At 65.6% G+C, this 16,239-nt stretch carries 17 protein-coding genes; 6 read left to right on the forward strand and 11 right to left on the reverse strand.

The window, feature by feature from the left end; genetic code table 11:
• Positions 1 to 90: 90 nt before the first annotated feature.
• Entirely contained in the window at positions 91 to 735 is a 645-nt protein-coding gene (locus tag AC24R4_RS08985; protein WP_153949237.1) for a response regulator, read from the reverse strand.
• Positions 736 to 1,074: 339 nt separating this feature from the next.
• The gene (locus AC24R4_RS08990) at positions 1,075 to 2,010 is read right to left on the reverse strand and encodes a hypothetical protein (protein WP_487522778.1); all 936 of its coding nucleotides are present in this window, start codon (positions 2,008 to 2,010) and stop codon (positions 1,075 to 1,077) included.
• A 393-nt stretch (positions 2,011 to 2,403) separates the two neighbouring features.
• Between AC24R4_RS08990 and AC24R4_RS08995 the strand changes: the two genes are divergently transcribed.
• Positions 2,404 to 2,655, forward strand: coding sequence for a hypothetical protein (locus AC24R4_RS08995; protein ID WP_487522779.1), 252 nt, complete (start codon positions 2,404 to 2,406; stop codon positions 2,653 to 2,655).
• A 47-nt stretch (positions 2,656 to 2,702) separates the two neighbouring features.
• Here AC24R4_RS08995 and AC24R4_RS09000 read toward each other — a convergent pair whose 3' ends face one another.
• The 5 genes from AC24R4_RS09000 to AC24R4_RS09020 form a co-directional block, all read right to left on the reverse strand.
• Entirely contained in the window at positions 2,703 to 3,146 is a 444-nt protein-coding gene (locus tag AC24R4_RS09000) for a BLUF domain-containing protein (RefSeq protein WP_487522780.1), read from the reverse strand.
• Positions 3,147 to 3,173: 27 nt separating this feature from the next.
• Complete coding sequence (folE, locus tag AC24R4_RS09005) at positions 3,174 to 3,896, reverse strand: GTP cyclohydrolase I (RefSeq protein WP_400396660.1); 723 nt, start codon at positions 3,894 to 3,896, stop codon at positions 3,174 to 3,176.
• 77 nt (positions 3,897 to 3,973) lie between these two features.
• A complete protein-coding gene (locus tag AC24R4_RS09010; protein ID WP_487522781.1) occupies positions 3,974 to 5,233 on the reverse strand; it encodes an arsenic transporter in 1,260 nt (419 codons plus the stop codon).
• Between the two features lie 71 nt (positions 5,234 to 5,304).
• On the reverse strand, positions 5,305 to 7,368 hold the full coding sequence (locus AC24R4_RS09015; protein WP_487522782.1) for a penicillin-binding protein 1A: 2,064 nt from the start codon (positions 7,366 to 7,368) through the stop codon (positions 5,305 to 5,307).
• 10 nt (positions 7,369 to 7,378) lie between these two features.
• Positions 7,379 to 8,290: an alpha/beta hydrolase gene (locus tag AC24R4_RS09020; RefSeq protein WP_400394215.1), complete on the reverse strand. Its 912-nt coding sequence runs from the start codon at positions 8,288 to 8,290 to the stop codon at positions 7,379 to 7,381.
• Between the two features lie 168 nt (positions 8,291 to 8,458).
• On the opposite strand from AC24R4_RS09020, the gene AC24R4_RS09025 reads away from it, so the two are divergent.
• Complete coding sequence (locus AC24R4_RS09025; RefSeq protein WP_400394213.1) at positions 8,459 to 8,692, forward strand: hypothetical protein; 234 nt, start codon at positions 8,459 to 8,461, stop codon at positions 8,690 to 8,692.
• Between the two features lie 59 nt (positions 8,693 to 8,751).
• Here AC24R4_RS09025 and bglX read toward each other — a convergent pair whose 3' ends face one another.
• Positions 8,752 to 11,070 carry a beta-glucosidase BglX gene (gene bglX / locus AC24R4_RS09030; RefSeq protein WP_400394221.1) on the reverse strand — a complete coding sequence of 773 codons (2,319 nt, stop codon included), beginning with the start codon at positions 11,068 to 11,070 and terminating at the stop codon, positions 8,752 to 8,754.
• A 296-nt stretch (positions 11,071 to 11,366) separates the two neighbouring features.
• On the opposite strand from bglX, the gene AC24R4_RS09035 reads away from it, so the two are divergent.
• On the forward strand, positions 11,367 to 12,923 hold the full coding sequence (locus AC24R4_RS09035) for a glucan biosynthesis protein G (protein ID WP_400394219.1): 1,557 nt from the start codon (positions 11,367 to 11,369) through the stop codon (positions 12,921 to 12,923).
• 51 nt (positions 12,924 to 12,974) lie between these two features.
• Here AC24R4_RS09035 and AC24R4_RS09040 read toward each other — a convergent pair whose 3' ends face one another.
• Positions 12,975 to 13,214: a DUF3820 family protein gene (locus tag AC24R4_RS09040; RefSeq protein ID WP_400394211.1), complete on the reverse strand. Its 240-nt coding sequence runs from the start codon at positions 13,212 to 13,214 to the stop codon at positions 12,975 to 12,977.
• A gap of 164 nt (positions 13,215 to 13,378) precedes the next feature.
• On the opposite strand from AC24R4_RS09040, the gene AC24R4_RS09045 reads away from it, so the two are divergent.
• The gene (locus tag AC24R4_RS09045) at positions 13,379 to 13,672 is read left to right on the forward strand and encodes a nicotinamide mononucleotide transporter (protein ID WP_487522783.1); all 294 of its coding nucleotides are present in this window, start codon (positions 13,379 to 13,381) and stop codon (positions 13,670 to 13,672) included.
• Positions 13,673 to 13,764: 92 nt separating this feature from the next.
• A complete protein-coding gene (locus tag AC24R4_RS09050) occupies positions 13,765 to 13,914 on the forward strand; it encodes a hypothetical protein (RefSeq protein ID WP_487522784.1) in 150 nt (49 codons plus the stop codon).
• 39 nt (positions 13,915 to 13,953) lie between these two features.
• Here AC24R4_RS09050 and AC24R4_RS09055 read toward each other — a convergent pair whose 3' ends face one another.
• A complete protein-coding gene (locus tag AC24R4_RS09055) occupies positions 13,954 to 14,742 on the reverse strand; it encodes an NAD(P)H-dependent oxidoreductase (protein ID WP_487522785.1) in 789 nt (262 codons plus the stop codon).
• 107 nt (positions 14,743 to 14,849) lie between these two features.
• On the opposite strand from AC24R4_RS09055, the gene AC24R4_RS09060 reads away from it, so the two are divergent.
• On the forward strand, positions 14,850 to 15,752 hold the full coding sequence (locus AC24R4_RS09060; protein WP_400395216.1) for a LysR family transcriptional regulator: 903 nt from the start codon (positions 14,850 to 14,852) through the stop codon (positions 15,750 to 15,752).
• Between the two features lie 16 nt (positions 15,753 to 15,768).
• Here the strand turns inward: AC24R4_RS09060 and AC24R4_RS09065 are convergent, their stop codons facing one another.
• The gene (locus AC24R4_RS09065) at positions 15,769 to 16,233 is read right to left on the reverse strand and encodes a hypothetical protein (RefSeq protein WP_400395214.1); all 465 of its coding nucleotides are present in this window, start codon (positions 16,231 to 16,233) and stop codon (positions 15,769 to 15,771) included.
• Positions 16,234 to 16,239: the final 6 nt, after the last annotated feature.

The raw sequence follows: 16,239 nt of genomic DNA on the forward strand, positions 1-16,239 counted from the left end.
TTGCTGGCGCCGCGCGTTATGCGCGAGCGCGGCAAACGACTGCGCCAGGGACTCCTGGGTACGATCCAGTATCTGCTGCATGACGAAAGCTCAGATCAGCCCGTTCTCGTAGGCGTAGCGAATCAGATCCGTATTGGTCTGGACGTTGAGCTTGCGCATGGCCACGGTCTTCTGGCTGGAAATCGTACTGACCGACCGGCCCAGCTTGCTGGCGATCTCGTTCAACTGGAAGCCCTGGGCATACAGCCGCACCACCTCGAGTTCGCGCAGCGTCAGTTCTGTGGCCGGCGCGGCGGAGGCAACGCTGTCCAGCACGGCGCGGATGGAAGGCGAATAGAAATTGCCGTTGCTGACGGTCACATGGATGCAGGCCCGGACGATCTCGTCGAGTTCGTCTTCCTTGCTGACGAACGCGCGGGCGCCGAGTTTCATGGCGCGGATGACAACCCCCGGGTTGGTTTGCGCACTGACGATGACAATGCGCGTTTCCGGATAGAGGCGCCCCAGCCTGCGCAGCAGGTTGAAGCCGTCCAGTGACGTATCGCCATGCCCCATGCTGAAGTCGGTGACGGCGACGTCCACCGGGTTCTGGGCCAGGGCGCCGACCAGCTCGCTGCCGTTCGTGCATTCACATTTCACCTGGAAGCCCGGTGTGCGCTGCAGGCAGTCGCGCAGGGCCGTGACGACAAGGGGATGGTCGTCAGCCAGAGCGACCCGAATGGTTTTTGCAGGCATGCCTCAAAGTCCTTTTCGCAGACAGATGACGCGTCCAGTAGGAATCGCGACTCGTTTTGGTGCTTTTTCAAGCATAGGAAAAATACTCCATCCGTTCCCGAAAATCACATTTCTATGACAAGACGAATTGCGCATTGTCAGATTTCAATTACATAGAAAATTCTCGCCGTATTTCGACATGGGATGACAGGATGGAGGGCAATAACGCGGCATTTTCAGGCCGCGTTGGCCATGCATGGACGATGTGCCAGTCCGTCGAACCATGCATCGGATCGGTCGCATTTTGGCGCTTGCGGATCGATCGAGAAATAGCCATTCAACTAGATTGTTGGATGACCATTACGAACGCGTCTCTGACAGGATTTTTACCTGCCTGTCGATGGCGTCGGTAAATGCCCGGTACTGCGGCAGCAGCCTGCTCACGCGTTCGACGAAGCCCGCGCAGCGTTGGGACTGGACCGGTGGCCCCCCTTTCAACAGCATGGCCGCGGGGTGCGACAGCGCCGCATGTTTCGTCAGGTATTCGGGAAGGTGGTTCGATCCGCGCAAGCGCATCAGCATAAGAAGCTCGACTGGAATCGTCTGCTCGACTGGATGATCGAAATCAAATAGCGAGTGATCGGTATCCAGCCGGCATTGCATGAGGTGACGGTCGGCCAGTTCGAACGCCAGGGGCATGAAGGTTTCGTCGTCGGCCTGCCAGCGTTCGACGATGCGGGCCAGCAGCGCGTCGCTCTTGTGGAAGACGGTTTGCGGAACGCTGACGCCTAGCGCCTGCCCGGCGATGTTCACGATCATCCCGGTCATGCCATTCATCGGGTGCAGTGCCGCCAGGTCGCTGTCGATGCCGAACCAGGCGTCCAGGCAGAAGGTGCCGAGTTCCTTCCAGTCGAGCGCCAGCAGCATGGCGATCTGCTGGGACATGTCGCGCTCGTAGGTCTGTCGGCGGGTCGGGCCGCTCCATTGCTCCTTGTGCAGGGCCAGCGCATGCGTGCCGGACAGCGATTCCACAACGCCCAGCTGCAGTGACAGCCAGTTCGGCGTGGCGCAGGTGTCGCCATTGTCCAGGTCGATCGCGCGCCATTGCCTGAGCCGACCCAGCCAGAATATCGCACGCGCGGCCCGCGGGACGGGAACGGCCGAAGGTGTGGCGGTGAAGGTGGAAAGCGTGTCCCGGTACATGCCATGCAGGGCGTTCGCTTGCGCCTGCGCAGTATGGAAGATGGTCTGACGCCGTTGCTCGTCTTCCGTCTCGTGTGTGATCTTCTTCCGCATTGTCGTTTCCATAGGGATGGAGATAAGAAGATCGACACTACGAGTCCCTGCGATTACAGTCCATCACTTTTCATTGAAAAATCAGGCAATTGTTCAAGACGGTTGCGCAGAAATACAGGTGACGTACGAACGATGCAGATGTCAAAAACAGGATTCAGTTTTTTAATCGAATTACTATTTATCTTGGACCATTAAATTGCATGTGGGACGCAGGCTGAGTCCTCCGGTGCGCTGGAGACGTCGTCACGTTGCACGTCGTCAGATGTAATCGGCTCATGTGACGCTGACGATTCAATACATTCGCAGTGGGCGTGGTCTTTCGCACTGCATCACGTACAGCATTGAAAAGTGGCATGCTATGTCCGCGCGCAAATACCCGCGTGGAGGTGTGCCATGACGATGCGTCAATTCGACGAGTTTCCCCCTCAGGAACGGCAGGAGGTCGAGGCGGTGTTCAGACAGGTCGGTCTCGCCATGCAGGAATTCGACATTTCCGATGTCAATGGCACGGCGGCCCGCCAGGTGACGGTGCGAAGGCAGGCGACCGGCGCCGAAAGCGTCTACGACGCCGGGCCGGGCACGTCATGGGTGGAAGAACTGGAGAGCGACCTGGAGTGCGGGCTGTTCGGGCAATTGTCGGCCTGAGCCCATCTGCCCACGGCGACGCACATTCACCAGCAGGCGCCAGAGGCTCAGCTTCGTCCGCGATCCGGACTGCGTCCGACGATGGAGGCGCCGGCAATAAGTTCCCTGAGCAAGGCCAGCGAGGCGGCGCCAGGCATGCGGTATGGGTCGAGTTCGCCCTGTGCCGAATACTTGAGCAGCGTCGCGGCGTTGATCTTTCCGGCATTCACGCGCCCCATCGACCAGCCGGAAAATGCCCGCTCGGCGATCTCCTCGTAGTGCAGCAGGACCACGTCGTGATGGCGCTTGTCCTGGCCGATATTGAGGTACAGCCGGGATACCGCCTCGCGGCTGCCTTCCAGCGCCTGCAGGAAAATGCTGTTGCTGTGGCACAGCACGCCGGTAATGCCGTGGCGGGGGTTGTGCGCCAGGCTGGTTTCGAGGATGGCATCCAGCACATCGGCGGCCAGTGGTTCCCTGGCGCGGCTGGCGTAGAGCAGACGAACTAGCATGGTGGCCTCCTGCGGTGGCGGGGCGGATCAGCGGCGGTTCAGGTTCAGCAGCGTCAGGAATTCGCGGCGCAGCTTGTCGTCCTTCAGGAACGAGCCGCGCATCACGCTATTGGTCATCTTGGCGTCGGTGTCGCGCACCCCGCGCCAGTGCATGCAGAAATGCTCGGCTTCCATCACAATGGCCAGGCCATCGGGATTCATCTTTTCCTGGAGCAGGTCCGCCACCTGCGCCACCGCCTCTTCCTGGATCTGCGGGCGGCACATGATCCATTCGGCCAGTCGGGCGTACTTGGACAGGCCGATCAGGTTCGAGTGCCGGTTCGGCATGACCCCCACCCACAGGCTGCCGATAATCGGGCACAGATGATGTGAGCAGGCGCTTCGCACCCGGATCGGACCCACGATCATCAGCTCGTTCAGCTGCTCGACGTTCGGGAATTCCGTGACTTCCGGCGCCTTGGCGTACCGTCCGGCAAAGATCTCCTTGAGGTACATCTTGGCGACGCGTCGGGCCGTCTCGCGGGTGTTGTGATCCTGGTCGACGTCGATCACCAGCGTGCGCAGCACGTCTTCCATGCGCGCCTCGACCTCGGCCTGCAGGGCATCGAGTTCGCCATGCTCGAGAAAGCGCGCGATGTTGTCATTGGCATGAAAACGCTCGCCGGCCTCGGTAATACGGGCCCGGATCCGGTCGGAAACCGGTGTATTGGCAGGGTGCCTGTCCCCCACGGGGTGATCCTTGTGTGACATGTGCGGCCGCTGGAGATCGGCGGAAAAGGGGCGCGGTGCGCGGTGCTTCACTATAAGCGAAAACGGCCGAGGCGGATTCAGCGCAGGACGGCAAGCGCCGGCAGCAGGGCCAGCGGCATCACGATCGCGCCCGTTTTAAGGAATGTGCCAGCACTGACGGCGTGGCCCTCGCGGCGCAGGGCGGTGAGCCACAGCAGCGTGGCCAGCGATCCGGTGACCGACAGGTTCGGCCCCAGGTCGACGCCAATCAGCACGGCCGCCGTCACGGTTTCCGAGGCGTGGCCGGCGGCCAGCGCCGACGCGGCAAACAGCCCGGCCGGCAGGTTGTTGACGATATTGCTGACGATGCCTACCGCCGCCCCCGCCATGCCGGCGCCGACCACGGCATCGGTGCCCTGGCGCATGGACAGTTCGCGCACCCAGTCGGCCAACTGCGCGGTGAGGCCGGTCTGCGACAGGCCGGCCACCAGCACGAACAGCCCCGCCACCATCGGCAGCACGCCCCAGGATACTTCGGCCAGCGACGGGCGCAGCAGGCGCGGCTGCGTGGCGCAGACGGCCAGCAGCGTGGCGGCACCGCCGATGAACGTGGGCCAGCCCAGGTCCATGCCACGCAGCGACGCCGTCAGCAGCGCCGCGCCGGTCAGGATGATGCCTGCCGTGGTCAGCCATGCCTGCAGGGTCAGCGGCGGCGTTTCCACGTCGTCGGCAATGCGCTCGGCCAGCGCGTCACGCTGGGTCCAGTACAGGGCCACGAACGTCATGACGATGGCCACGGCTGACGGCAGGGCGAATCGTGCCAGCCAGCCCAGCAGCGGCGGCATGCGTTCGCCGAACAGCACGAGGTTGGCCGGGTTCGAGATCGGCAGCACGAAGCTTGCCGCGTTGGCGATGAACGCGCAGGCGTAGAGGTAGGGCAGGGGATGCCGTACACGTGCCGCGCGCGTGGCGGCCAGCACGGCGGGTGTCAGCACCACCGCCGTGGCATCGTTCGACATGAAGGCCGTCACGGCGATGCCAAAGCCATAGACCAGCACGAACAGGCGCCGCGCCGACCCGCGGGCGCTGCGCACGGCCAGGGCCGCCACATGGTCGAACAGCCCGGTCTTGCGCGCCAGTTCGGAGATCAGCATCATCCCCGCCAGGAACAGGTAGACGTCGTTGCCGCGTGCCACCGCGTCGAGCGCGTCGCGCCAGGGCAGCAGGCCCGCCACGCAAAGCAGCAGCGCGCCGGCCATGGCCCAGAACGGCTCCGGCAGCCGGAACGGGCGGAACAGCACCCCCAGGGTGGCCAGCATGGCAACGGCCCAGATCAGCGGCGTGGCGTAGGCGGGCATGGTCGGCATCGGAAGGGCGGAGTCAAAAGGGGGGTGTCAAAAAGGTGGCGTCAAAGGGATGACGCCGACGATCAAAGGGCGGCGCCGCTGGCGCGCGGCGCGCTGGCCGATGCCGGCATGTCCAGCGCGGCGGGCGTCGGGGACGGGGCCATGGGGGCACCCGGCGCGCCGGGTCCGCTGCCATCGGCGGGCAGGTCCGGCCCGGCCGGTGGCGGCGGGAAGCCCAACGACGCCAGGCCGTGCGTGCCGTCGGCGTTCTCCGCGTAGGCCCAGTCGTTGTTGAACTGGGCCAGCTGCGGCGGCGTCGCGAAGCTGGCGTCGGGCACGCCCGCCAGGCGGCCTTCCATATAGGCGGCCCAGATCGGCAGTGCCGTGGTTGCGCCGAACTCGTGGCGGCCCAGCGTGCGGTTGTCGTCGAAGCCCATCCAGGCCACGGTGACCACCTGCCCGCCGTAGCCCGCGAACCAGCCGTCCACCGAATCGTTCGTGGTGCCGGTCTTGCCGGCGACGTCGTCGCGGCGCAGGTAGCGTTTGACGCCGGCACCCGTGCCTTCGTCCACCACGCTTTGCAGCAGGCTGTTCATGACAAAGGCATTGCGCTCCGAGATGACGCGCGGCGGCTCGCTCGTGTCGGCGGCAAACAGGACACGGCCGTCTCCGTCGGTGATCTTCTCGATCAGGTACGGCTCGACGCGGTGGCCCTGGTTGGCGAACACGCCGTAGGCGGCCGCCAGCCGCAGCGGCGACGTGGTGCCCGTGCCCAGCGCCATCGGCAGATACGGCGGCAGGCGCTTGGTGGCAAAGCCGAACTTGCCGGCGAAGTCGATCGCATACGGAATGCCGATGGCCTGCAGCGTGCGGATGGCCGGCAGGTTGCGCGACTCGGCCAGCGCCTGGCGGACCGTGATCGGGCCGACAAAGCGGCCGTCGTCGTTGCCCGGCTGCCAGCGCGGCGAGTTGTCGAGCGGTGCGTCGTTGATCAGCGTGCCCGGCGAGATGCCGCGCTCCAGCGCCGCCGAATAGATAAACGGCTTGAACGTCGAGCCCGGCTGGCGCTGCGCCTGCGTGGCGTGGTTGTAGCGGTTCGCGTTGAAGTCGCTGCCGCCGACCATGGCCTCGATGGCGCCGGTGCGGGCGTCCAGCGAGATCAGCGCCGCCTGGGGCAGCGCCGTGGCGGTCTTTTCCGCGCCATGCCGCTTGCCGTAACGCTCGATGCCGGCCTGCACGGCGTCATACGCCAGCGTCTGGTGCATCGACGACACCGTGGTGTAGACGTTGATGCCGCGCGTATAGGCCTCGTCGCCAAAACGGTCATGCGCCAGCTGGCGCGCCAGTTCGGCCACGTATTCGGCGTGCCCGTCGAAGCGGCCATTGGCATCGTGATTGACCACGATCTGCGTATTGCGCGCCGCGCGATACTGGTCCTGCGTGATCATGCCCAGCGCCAGCATGCGGCCGAGCACGTACTCCTGGCGACGCTTGGCGCGGGGCAGGTTGACCACCGGATTCATTGTCGAGGGGGCCTTGGGCAGGCCCGCCAGCATGGCTGTCTCGGCCAGCGACAGTTGCGCCAGCGGCTTGCCGAAGTAGGTCTGCGCCGCGCTGCCGAAGCCGTAGGCGTGCTCGCCCAGGTAGACCTGGTTCATATAGAGTTCGAGGATGCGCTCCTTGGGCAGCGATCGGTCGATCTCGAAGGCCAGCAGGATTTCATACCACTTGCGCGACAGCGTTTTCTCGCGCGACAGGTAGAAATTGCGGGCCACCTGCATCGTGATGGTGGAAGCGCCCTGGGCGTAGCCTTCGCCAATATTGGCCAGCGCGGCGCGTAGCAGGCCTGGTACGTCCACGCCGACATGGCTGTAGAACTGGTCGTCCTCGGCGGCCAGCAGCGCATCGGACATCAGCTTCGGCATGCGGTCGATCGGGATGAACGCGCGATGCTCGGTGCCGAATTCGCCAATCTGCACGTTGTCACGGGTGAAGACACGCAGCGGCACCTGGGGGCGATAGTCGCGCAGTGCGTCGACGGACGGCAACTGCCGGAAGCTGACCACGGCGGCAAAACCGGCCAGCAGCACACCAGCGGCGGCCAGGCCAGCGGTCACGGCCGCGGCCTTGACTACGATTCTTTTCATGGCGCGCATTCTACCGTGCTGCGGAAAGCGGCAACGGCACACCGGAATCGGTCATGTCGGCAGGCGGCGCTTTGGCCGCGCGCCGGGGCGCTTCGACCGGCGGAGGTGGTTGATGCGGCACCTGGCGGGCAAATTCGCACAGCGCGAGCCAGGTTTCGGGCAATTCGACGATCGTGTAGTGGTCCGCCCCGGCAATGGTCTGCACCGCCACCGGGCCGGGCCACGCGGCCATCAGCCGTTCGGAGCACGCGTGCGGCACCACGTCGTCGCGTTCGGCAAGCAGCACCTTGGTGCTCTGCACGACCTTCTTGCAGTGGGAGATGGAATCGAAGTGATGGCGCATCAGCTGGCGCAGCGGCACCAGCGGAAAGCGTTTGCGCACGATCTCCAGCAGCGAATCGTAGGGGGTGATCAGCTGCAGGCTCTCGAAATCCTGCAGGTCGGCCAGCTGGATGGCCACCCCGGTACCCAGCGAGCGGCCTACCACATGCACGCGCACACCCGGAAAGGCGCGGCGGATATGCAGCAGGAACTGGCTCGCATCGGCCACGGCGGCGGCCTCGGAGGGCATGCCGTCAGAGTGGCCCAGCCCACGGTAGTCGAAGGTGGCGAAGCCCATGCCGGCGGGCAGCCATTTCATGAACTGCAGCGTTTCCAGGACGTCCTCGCCGCGGCCCGGCAGGTAGAACAGCAGGTCGCGCACGCCTTCGTGGTCGGCGTGGTAGGTATAGCCCCGGAACAGGCCGCCCGGCACCGGATGCGAATAGGCGTCGATGCCGTCGGGCAGGTCGCGCGGCGGGCGCCGGCGCGCGTCGAACAGCAGGCGCTCCTGGTTGACGGTGAGGTAGGTCCAATAGCAGGCAAAGCCGCCGGCCGTCACAAGGGTGGCGGCCAGTGTCCTGCGCAATAACGACGATGACATGGGGGCGTTGAACGGTGACGTCGGGCGGTGACGGATGGGGTCACGGACAGTAATGTCCCGTCCAGCCTACCCGAATTTCTGGCAATGCGGCGTTGGACCCGGCAGGATGCCCGCAAGTTCTTGTACGATATGTCGCATATCGACATCAAGGCCACCAGGGGCTGTTGCATGAGTGACGAACAGAAGCGCGCCGAGGAGGCGCAGGCAATGGAGCGCGTGGTCAATGCCACGCGCCAGGTGCAGGTGGCTTTCACCGCGCTGCAAAGCCAGTATCCGCCCGAAGGTGGCGGCAAGCCGTCGAAGATCGCCTTGCAGACCTTCGATGCCGCGCTGCAGGCGCTGGAAGACGCCCAGGCGGCGTTCGACGCCGTGCTCAACGACCTGCTGGACGGCAACCGATAAGCGCTTCCTGCCGAGGATATCCGGCCCCATTCCGTACGGGGCCGGGGCGCGGATATCGATCATTCGAGCGTGAACTTCGCTTCCTTGACGGCAGCCGAGTCAAAGCCCACCTGCACGCTGAACTCGCCCGGTTCGGCCACATATTCGAGCCTGGCGTTGTAGAACTTGAGCTTGTCTTCGCCGATCGGGAAATCGATCACGCGCGATTCGCCCGGTGCCAGCATCACTTTGCGGAAGTCCTTCAACTCCTTGACCGGCCGCACGGTCGATGCCATCACGTCCTGCAGATACAGCTGCGCGACGGCTTCGCCGGCACGGTCGCCGGTGTTCTTCACGGTCACGCTGGCCGTGAGCTGGCCGTTGCGCGCCAACCTGGTGCCCGACAGCCGCACGTCGGACATGCTGAACGTGGTGTAGCTCAGGCCGTAGCCGAACGGGTAGAGCGGGCCGTATTCCTCCTCGAAGTACTGCGAGGTGTAGTTCGGCGCCTTGCCGGGCGTGAATGGCCGGCCGATCCGCAGCGCGTTGTAGTAGGTGGGAATCTGGCCCAGCGAGCGCGGGAACGTGACCGGCAGCTTGCCCGACGGATTGGCATCGCCGAACAGCAGGTCGGCGATGGCATGGCCGCCTTCGGTGCCGGGATACCAGGCCTCGAGAATGGCGTCGGCGTTCTCCTTTTCCCATTGGATCGTCAGCGGCCGGCCGTTCATCAGCACCAGCACCAGCGGCTTGCCGGTGCGCTTGAGCGCCTTGAGCAGCGCCAGCTGGCTGCCGGGCAGGCCCAGGCTCGACCGGCTCGATGCCTCGTGCGACATGCCCCGCGTCTCGCCCACGGCTACCACCACCGTGTCGGCGCCGCGCGCCACGCGCACGGCTTCCTCGATCATGTCGCCGTCCTGGCGCTTGTCCTGCACCACCTCGGGGTTGTCCCAGTTCAGGAAGTTCAGGTAGCCAACCACGCGCGGGTCGTCGGTGATATTGGCGCCGCGCGCGTACGTGACCTGGCCCTTGCCGGCCAGCGCGTCGCGCATGCCCTGCAGCAGCGTGACCGATTGCTTGTCCACGCCGGCGGCCGACCAGCTGCCCATCATGTCGATCTGCGAATCGGCCAGCGGGCCGATCACCGCCACCGTGCCGGCCTTCTTCAGCGGCAGCGTGCGATTGCGGTTTTCCAGCAGCACCATCGACTTGCGGGCCGCCTCGCGCGCCTCGGCGCGGTGCAGGCGGCTTTCGGCATTGACATCGGGCGGATCGTCGGCAGCGCGTCCGATACGGCGGAACGGGTCCTGGAACAGGCCCATGTCGTACTTGGCGGTCAGCACTTCGCGGACGGCTTCATCGATCAGCGATATCGGCACCGCGCCGGACTTGACCAGCGTGGGCAGCTGCTCCAGGTAGCGCGTATCGGCCATGCTCATGTCCACGCCGGCCTCGATGGCCAGCCTGGCGGCGTCGCGGCCCGTGGTGGCCACGCCATGGCGCAGCAGTTCGTCGATGGCGCCGTGGTCGCTGACGGTCACGCCCTTGAAGCCCCATTCCTTGCGCAGCAGGTCACGCAGCAGCCATTTGTTGGACGTGGCCGGCTGGCCGTTGACCGAGTTCAGCGCGATCATCACGCCGCCGGCGCCCGCGTCCAGGCCGGCACGGTAGGGCGGCAGATAGTCGTTGTACATGCGCTGCGGGCTCATGTCGACGGTGTTGTAGTCGCGGCCGCCTTCCACGGCGCCGTACAGCGCGAAATGCTTGACGAATGCCATCACGCTGTCCGGATTGGCCGGCGATGTCCCCTGGAAACCCTTCACGCTGGCGCGCGCGCATTGGGATACCAGGAACGGATCTTCGCCGAAGCCTTCCGACGTGCGGCCCCAGCGCGGGTCGCGCGAGATGTCGACCATCGGCGCGAAGGTGGCGTCCAGGCTGTCCGATGCGGCCTCCAGGCCCGAAATCCGCGCGGCCTTTTCCACCACGGCCATGTCCCAGCTCGACGCCAGGCCCAGGCTGATCGGGAAGACGGTGCGGTGGCCGTGCACCACGTCATAGGCAAAGAAGATCGGAATCTTCATGCGGCTGCGCATGGCCGCTTCCTGCAGCGGGCGGTTGTCCTTGCGCGTGACGGAGTTGAACGTGGCGCCCACGCGGCCGGCCGTGATTTCCTCCATCAGCTTCGGTGCGGGCATCTCTGGCCCGATGCTGATCAGCCGCAACTGGCCGATTTTCTCGTCGAGCGTCATCCGGCCGATCAGGCCATCGACGAACGCCTGCCGGTCGGTGGCAGGCGGGGTGCCGGCCGATGCCGGGGCGGCGGTTTCGGCGGCAGCGGCGCCGGCAAACATGGGCGCGCAGGCAAGGCTGGCGGCAACGGCCAGCGTGGAAAGCATTCGCATTATTCGTTGTCTCTGATGGGCGGACTGGCGGACGCACTGCCGGGATCATCGCCCCGCATGATGCGGGAAGCACGCTTCGCCGGCTGTCGCCACGTGTCTGACAGGCACGTCAGGAGAAATCGGTTATTTTTCTGAACTGCGCCGCAAGTTTACAGCCTTACTGTGCCTAAAATGGCCGGTTTGTGGCCGCTGTGTGGCTTTTTTCCGATGTAAATCCAGGAGGTTGATTGGTGTTTGCCGCTTTCGTCGCCCGCCCCGTCGCGTCGTTTCGTAACAGGTTGCAACTTGCCTTGCCGGGCGTCGCGGTTGCTGCGTGCCTGCTCGGCGCCGCGCCGGCTCACGCCTTTTCGCTCGACGACGTGACCGCCCGCGCGAAGACCCTGGCCGACCGGCCCTATGCGGCGCCGGCCAGCAACCTGCCGCCCGTGTTCGCGCAGATGCAGTTCGGCGACTACATCAAGATCCAGCCGAAGATGGACAACGTGGAATGGAAGGGGCAGGGCACGCCGTTCAAGCTCGGCTTCTACCACCAGGGCATGCATTTCAGCACGCCGGTGCGGATCAACGAGATCGTCGACAGCCGCATCCACGAAATCAAGTACGAACCCAGCCGCTTTGACTTCGGCGATCTGAAGCTGGACAAGGCCGCCACCAACAAGCTGGGGTACGCGGGCTTTCGCGTGCTGTACCCGATCAACCGAGCCGACAAGCTCGACGAAGTGATGAGCGTGCTGGGGGCCAGCTATTTCCGCGTGATCGGCAAGGGGCAGGTCTATGGGCTGTCCGCGCGTGGCCTGGCGATCAACACCGGCCTGTCGGAGCCCGAGGAATTCCCGGCCTTCCGCGAGTTCTGGATCGAGCGCCCGAAGCCCGAGGACAAGCGCCTGGTGTTCTACGCGCTGCTCGATTCGCAGAACGCCACGGGCGCCTATCGGTTCGAGCTGCAGCCCGATGCCGATGCGGTGCTGAAGGTGCAGGCGCGCGTGTTCATGCGCGGCGCGGTCAAGAAGGTGGGCATTGCGCCGCTGACCAGCATGTTCCTGTTCGGCCCGCAGCAGATGCGCGATGCCAACAATTTCCGCCCGGCGCTGCATGACTCGAACGGCCTGGCGATCCATACCGGCGACGGCGAATGGCTCTGGCGCCCGCTGAACAACCCGAAGTACGTCGCGCTGAGCATGTTCCAGGTGAACAATCCGCGCGGCTTCGGCCTGATGCAGCGCGGCCGCGACTTCGCGTCGTATGAGGATCTGAAGGACCGCTACGACCTGCGCCCCAGCGCGTGGATCGAGCCGCAGGGCGACTGGGGGCGCGGCAAGGTCGAACTGGTGGAAATTCCCACCCCGGACGAAACCAACGACAACATCGTGTCGTTCTGGACGCCCGACCAGCTGCCGCCCAAGGGCACGCCGATCAAGGCCGACTACACGATCCACTGGACCATGGACGAGCGCGGCATGTTCGCCAAGGACCTGGCGTGGGCCAAACAGACGCTGCGCACGGCCGGCGAGATCACGCAGAAGAACCTGATCCGTCATCTGGACGGGAGCCTGGGCTTCGTGATCGACTTCGAGGGCGGCCCGCTGGCCTCGCTGCCGGCAAATACGCCGGTGCAGGCGCAGTTCAGCGTGGGCGACAACGCCGAGGTCATCGAAAACGTGCTGCAGCCGAATCCGGTGACCAAGGGCTATCGGGTGACGCTGCGCATCAAGGTCAAGGATCCGAACAAGGTGGTGGAAATGCGCGAGGCCCTGGTGGCCAACGGCAAACCGCTCAGCGAGACCTGGAGCTACCAGATCCCCCCGGGTACCGCCAACCAGCCGACGCCGGCCCAGGCCGTCAAGTAACGGCTGCCGGCACGATCGAAGGCAAAGGGCCAGCCACGCGGCTGGCCCCTGTTATTTCCGCGCGCGGCCGGACGCGCGCTCGCGCAGCGGCTTCAGCAGGTCGGACAGGCCGTTGTGGTCAAGCTCGTGCATCAGCGCCAGCAGCCGGCCGATCTCGCCGGGCGGAAAGCCCTCGCGCGCAAACCAGTTCAGGTAGTTGCCCGGCAGGTCGGCGATCAGCGTGCCCTTGTGCTTGCCGAAGGGCATCTCGCGCGTGACGAGCAGGAGTAGCGATTCGCTGTCCGGCAGCATGGATCGGGTTCCCGTGGTGAAGAGCGGGCATTGTAGCGCCGCATCGGGCGGCCGCCGCGTAGCACGCCCGCCGACATGCGGACATACCGCTTGCGTGATCCCGCCCATTTCCGGTAGTCTCCGTTTTGCATACAAAAAATGAACGCAAACCGGAGACAACCCCCATGGAGCTTGCCGCTCAACTTCCTCAATTGCTGACTGGACTCGAATGGTCGGGGTGCGCCCTGGCCATGAGTGGATCGTTCCTGGTGGCGCTGCACAACCGTGCATCGCGCTGGGGATGGATTGCCTACCTGTGCTCGAACCTGGTGTGGAGCGCCTTTGCGCTGGTCACCGGTACCTATGGCCTGTTTGTCCAGCAGCTTGGCTTTACGGCGACGAGCCTGTACGGGCTGTACCGTCACACACGCCACTACCGCCAGGTGGCGCGTGAGGCACGCGGCGCGCAGGCGGCCTGAACGGTCAGGACTGGCTGGCCGGCCGGGAAGCGTGAAACTTCCCGGCCCACCCTGACGTCGAAGCCTGCATTGCAACGATTCAGGCTCGGCCCATGCGCGTCATTTTCACCACCCTCGGCATATGGTTTCTGCTGGCTGCGGCCCAGGGGTGTACGACCGTTTCCGATACCGGAGAGCGGCAATCGAGCGTGACCGCCTACGGCACCGTCGATGCCGGCGTCAGCGTCACGCGGGACCGCTGAGGCCAATGGCCGCCGCCGGGCTCTCTCGATTTCCTCATCTCAGGCCGCTTCGGACACATGTACGGCATAGCCGGTCTGTCCCGGGGCGATATCGGGCCGTAGCGTCAGCGCCGGTATCTCGTAGGCGCCGCTGTTCTGCGGCCGAAACGCGATGGGCGCGGCCGTGAACAGTTGGTCCAGGCGCTCGCCCAGTGCATCGGTCGTGGCCTGGAAGCGCGCCGCGTCCATGCGGCTGGTGCGATAGACCACGAACGGCGGCAGCACGTCGAAGCCCGGGTAGTACAGGATGCCGTGCTGGATCGGGAACAGGATGTCGTCCATCGGCCCATTGATGCCGCGCGGCCCATAGTGCGATTCCCAGCCGCCCGTGGTCACCACCAGCATTGCCCGCTTGCCGGCCAGATTGCCTTCGCCGTAGCGGTCGCCCCAGCGCTCGTCGGAGTGCTCGCCCACGCCGTATGCGAAACCGTAGGCGTACACCCGCTCGACCCAGCCCTTGAGGATGGCCGGCATCGAGAACCACCAGAGCGGGAACTGCAGGATCACGGCATCCGCCCAGCGCAGCTTTTCCTGTTCCGCGGCGATATCGGGGCTCTGCACGCCGTTCTCGAAGGCGTGGCGCGAATCGAGCGATGGATGGAAGGGCGCGCCGCCGGGACGCCGCTCCAGCGTATCCCCGGCATCGAGCGGTGCCTTCCACTGCATCGCATAGAGATCCGAAACCTGCACCCGGTGCCCGGCGGCTTCGAGCCGTTGCACCGCGAAATCCCGCAGCGACCCGTTCAGCGAGGTGGGCTCGGGGTGGGCGTAAACAATCAGTACGTTCATGACAGCCTTCCATTGATCATTCGGTGAAGGCAGGATAGGCGTGGCTTCGGTATATTAGAAATGAATATCCGGAATTCCAGCCATTAACCTTTGCTATGCCACCCGCCATGACGAACCTGCGCCGCCTCGACCTGAACCTGCTGGTCACGCTGGATGTGCTGCTGTCGGAGCACAACGTCACCCGCGCCGCGGAGCGCCTGCACTATTCGCAGCCATCGGTCAGCGTGCATCTGGCCCGGCTGCGGGAGATCTTCGACGATCCCCTGCTGTTGCCGGGGCCGCGCGGCATGCGGCCCACGGCGCGTGCCGAATCGCTGCGGACGCCGCTGCGCGAGGCGCTGGCCGCGCTGGAGCTTGCCGTGTCACCTGAACGCCCGTTCGATCCGGCCGTGGCCACAAACACCTGGCGGATCGCGGCCACCGACTACAGCGAATCGACGGTGTTGTTGCCGGCGCTGGCCGGCCTGCGGCAAGCCGCGCCCGGCACACGGGTGGCCGTGGTGGAGATGGTGCCGGCCAGCCTCGTGCGTCTGGCCGAACGTGGCGATATCGACCTGGCATTCCACACCACCGAAGGCTCGCCGGCATCGCTGCATCGGCTGCCGCTGTTCACGGAGCGTTACGTGCTGGTGGGGCGCGCCGGGCATCCGCGCCTGAAGCGCAAGCCCACGCTGGCGCAGTTCTGCGCGCTGGAGCACGTGATCGTGTCGCCCGACGGCGGCGGCTTCTTCGGCGTCACGGACGAGGCACTGGCGGCGGCGGGGCTGTCGCGCCGCGTGGCGTTGTCCGTGCCGCATTTCCTGTACGTGGCGGCGGTGGTGGGCAGCACCGATCTGGTGGCGATGCTGCCCGCGCGGCTGGTGGCCGATAACCCTGCGCTGCAGGTGGTGGAGGCACCCGTCGAAGTCCCCGGCTACGAGATGTCGATGCTCTGGCACGAGCGCGTGCATCGCGACCCCGCGCACCAGTGGCTGCGGCAGGCCATCGTCGCATCGCTGCCCGCCGCCTGAGCGGGCGACCCCCGATTCAGTTGCAGGCCGTGCCCGGCACGGGCTTGCCGGTGGTGGTCAGCCCCTGGCAGGCATCGCCGGCCACCAGCGGTGCGTCGCCGGACTGCGGCGGTGCCAGGCGCAACTTGCCCGCCACGGTACAGCAGTTGCGCGGCACGCTGACGTGTTGCGACTGCGGTTGTCCCTGCGAGGGTGGCGACTGTTGCGGCGAGGGTTGCAAAGGCGGCAGCGGCTGCGAGGACGGCTGCGCCGAGGGCGGGTTCGATGGCTGCGGTGACAGCTTGATCGTCGGCATCGACTTGCTTGACGAGGATGCCGGCCCCGAGGCGTCGGGGCCATCGGCATCGGGCGCCATGCAGCTGCCCATGTTGCAGATCCGGTCGCCCTTGCACTGCATGTCGTGCTGGCATCCCTGCCCAAGGGCGGGCAGGGTCCAGGCCAGGCCGATGGCCGAAAGAAACAGAGCTTTACGCAGGGACATATCCCC

The organism is Cupriavidus sp. CER-90, assembly GCF_057652055.1.

Bases quoted from the DNA above. Each gene is read 5' to 3' on its own strand.
- AC24R4_RS09060 (WP_400395216.1), top strand. From the start codon at position 14,850: ATGACGAACCTGCGCCGCCTCGACCTGAACCTGCTGGTCACGCTGGAT.
- AC24R4_RS09010 (WP_487522781.1), bottom strand. From the start codon at position 5,233: ATGCCCGCCTACGCCACGCCGCTGATCTGGGCCGTTGCCATGCTGGCC.
- AC24R4_RS09020 (WP_400394215.1), bottom strand. From the start codon at position 8,290: ATGTCATCGTCGTTATTGCGCAGGACACTGGCCGCCACCCTTGTGACG.
- bglX (WP_400394221.1), bottom strand. From the start codon at position 11,070: ATGCTTTCCACGCTGGCCGTTGCCGCCAGCCTTGCCTGCGCGCCCATG.
- folE (WP_400396660.1), bottom strand. From the start codon at position 3,896: ATGTCACACAAGGATCACCCCGTGGGGGACAGGCACCCTGCCAATACA.
- AC24R4_RS09045 (WP_487522783.1), top strand. From the start codon at position 13,379: ATGGAGCTTGCCGCTCAACTTCCTCAATTGCTGACTGGACTCGAATGG.
- AC24R4_RS08990 (WP_487522778.1), bottom strand. From the start codon at position 2,010: ATGCGGAAGAAGATCACACACGAGACGGAAGACGAGCAACGGCGTCAG.
- AC24R4_RS09040 (WP_400394211.1), bottom strand. From the start codon at position 13,214: ATGCTGCCGGACAGCGAATCGCTACTCCTGCTCGTCACGCGCGAGATG.
- AC24R4_RS09025 (WP_400394213.1), top strand. From the start codon at position 8,459: ATGAGTGACGAACAGAAGCGCGCCGAGGAGGCGCAGGCAATGGAGCGC.
- AC24R4_RS09015 (WP_487522782.1), bottom strand. From the start codon at position 7,368: ATGAAAAGAATCGTAGTCAAGGCCGCGGCCGTGACCGCTGGCCTGGCC.
- AC24R4_RS09000 (WP_487522780.1), bottom strand. From the start codon at position 3,146: ATGCTAGTTCGTCTGCTCTACGCCAGCCGCGCCAGGGAACCACTGGCC.
- AC24R4_RS08995 (WP_487522779.1), top strand. From the start codon at position 2,404: ATGACGATGCGTCAATTCGACGAGTTTCCCCCTCAGGAACGGCAGGAG.
- AC24R4_RS08985 (WP_153949237.1), bottom strand. From the start codon at position 735: ATGCCTGCAAAAACCATTCGGGTCGCTCTGGCTGACGACCATCCCCTT.
- AC24R4_RS09065 (WP_400395214.1), bottom strand. From the start codon at position 16,233: ATGTCCCTGCGTAAAGCTCTGTTTCTTTCGGCCATCGGCCTGGCCTGG.
- AC24R4_RS09050 (WP_487522784.1), top strand. From the start codon at position 13,765: ATGCGCGTCATTTTCACCACCCTCGGCATATGGTTTCTGCTGGCTGCG.
- AC24R4_RS09055 (WP_487522785.1), bottom strand. From the start codon at position 14,742: ATGAACGTACTGATTGTTTACGCCCACCCCGAGCCCACCTCGCTGAAC.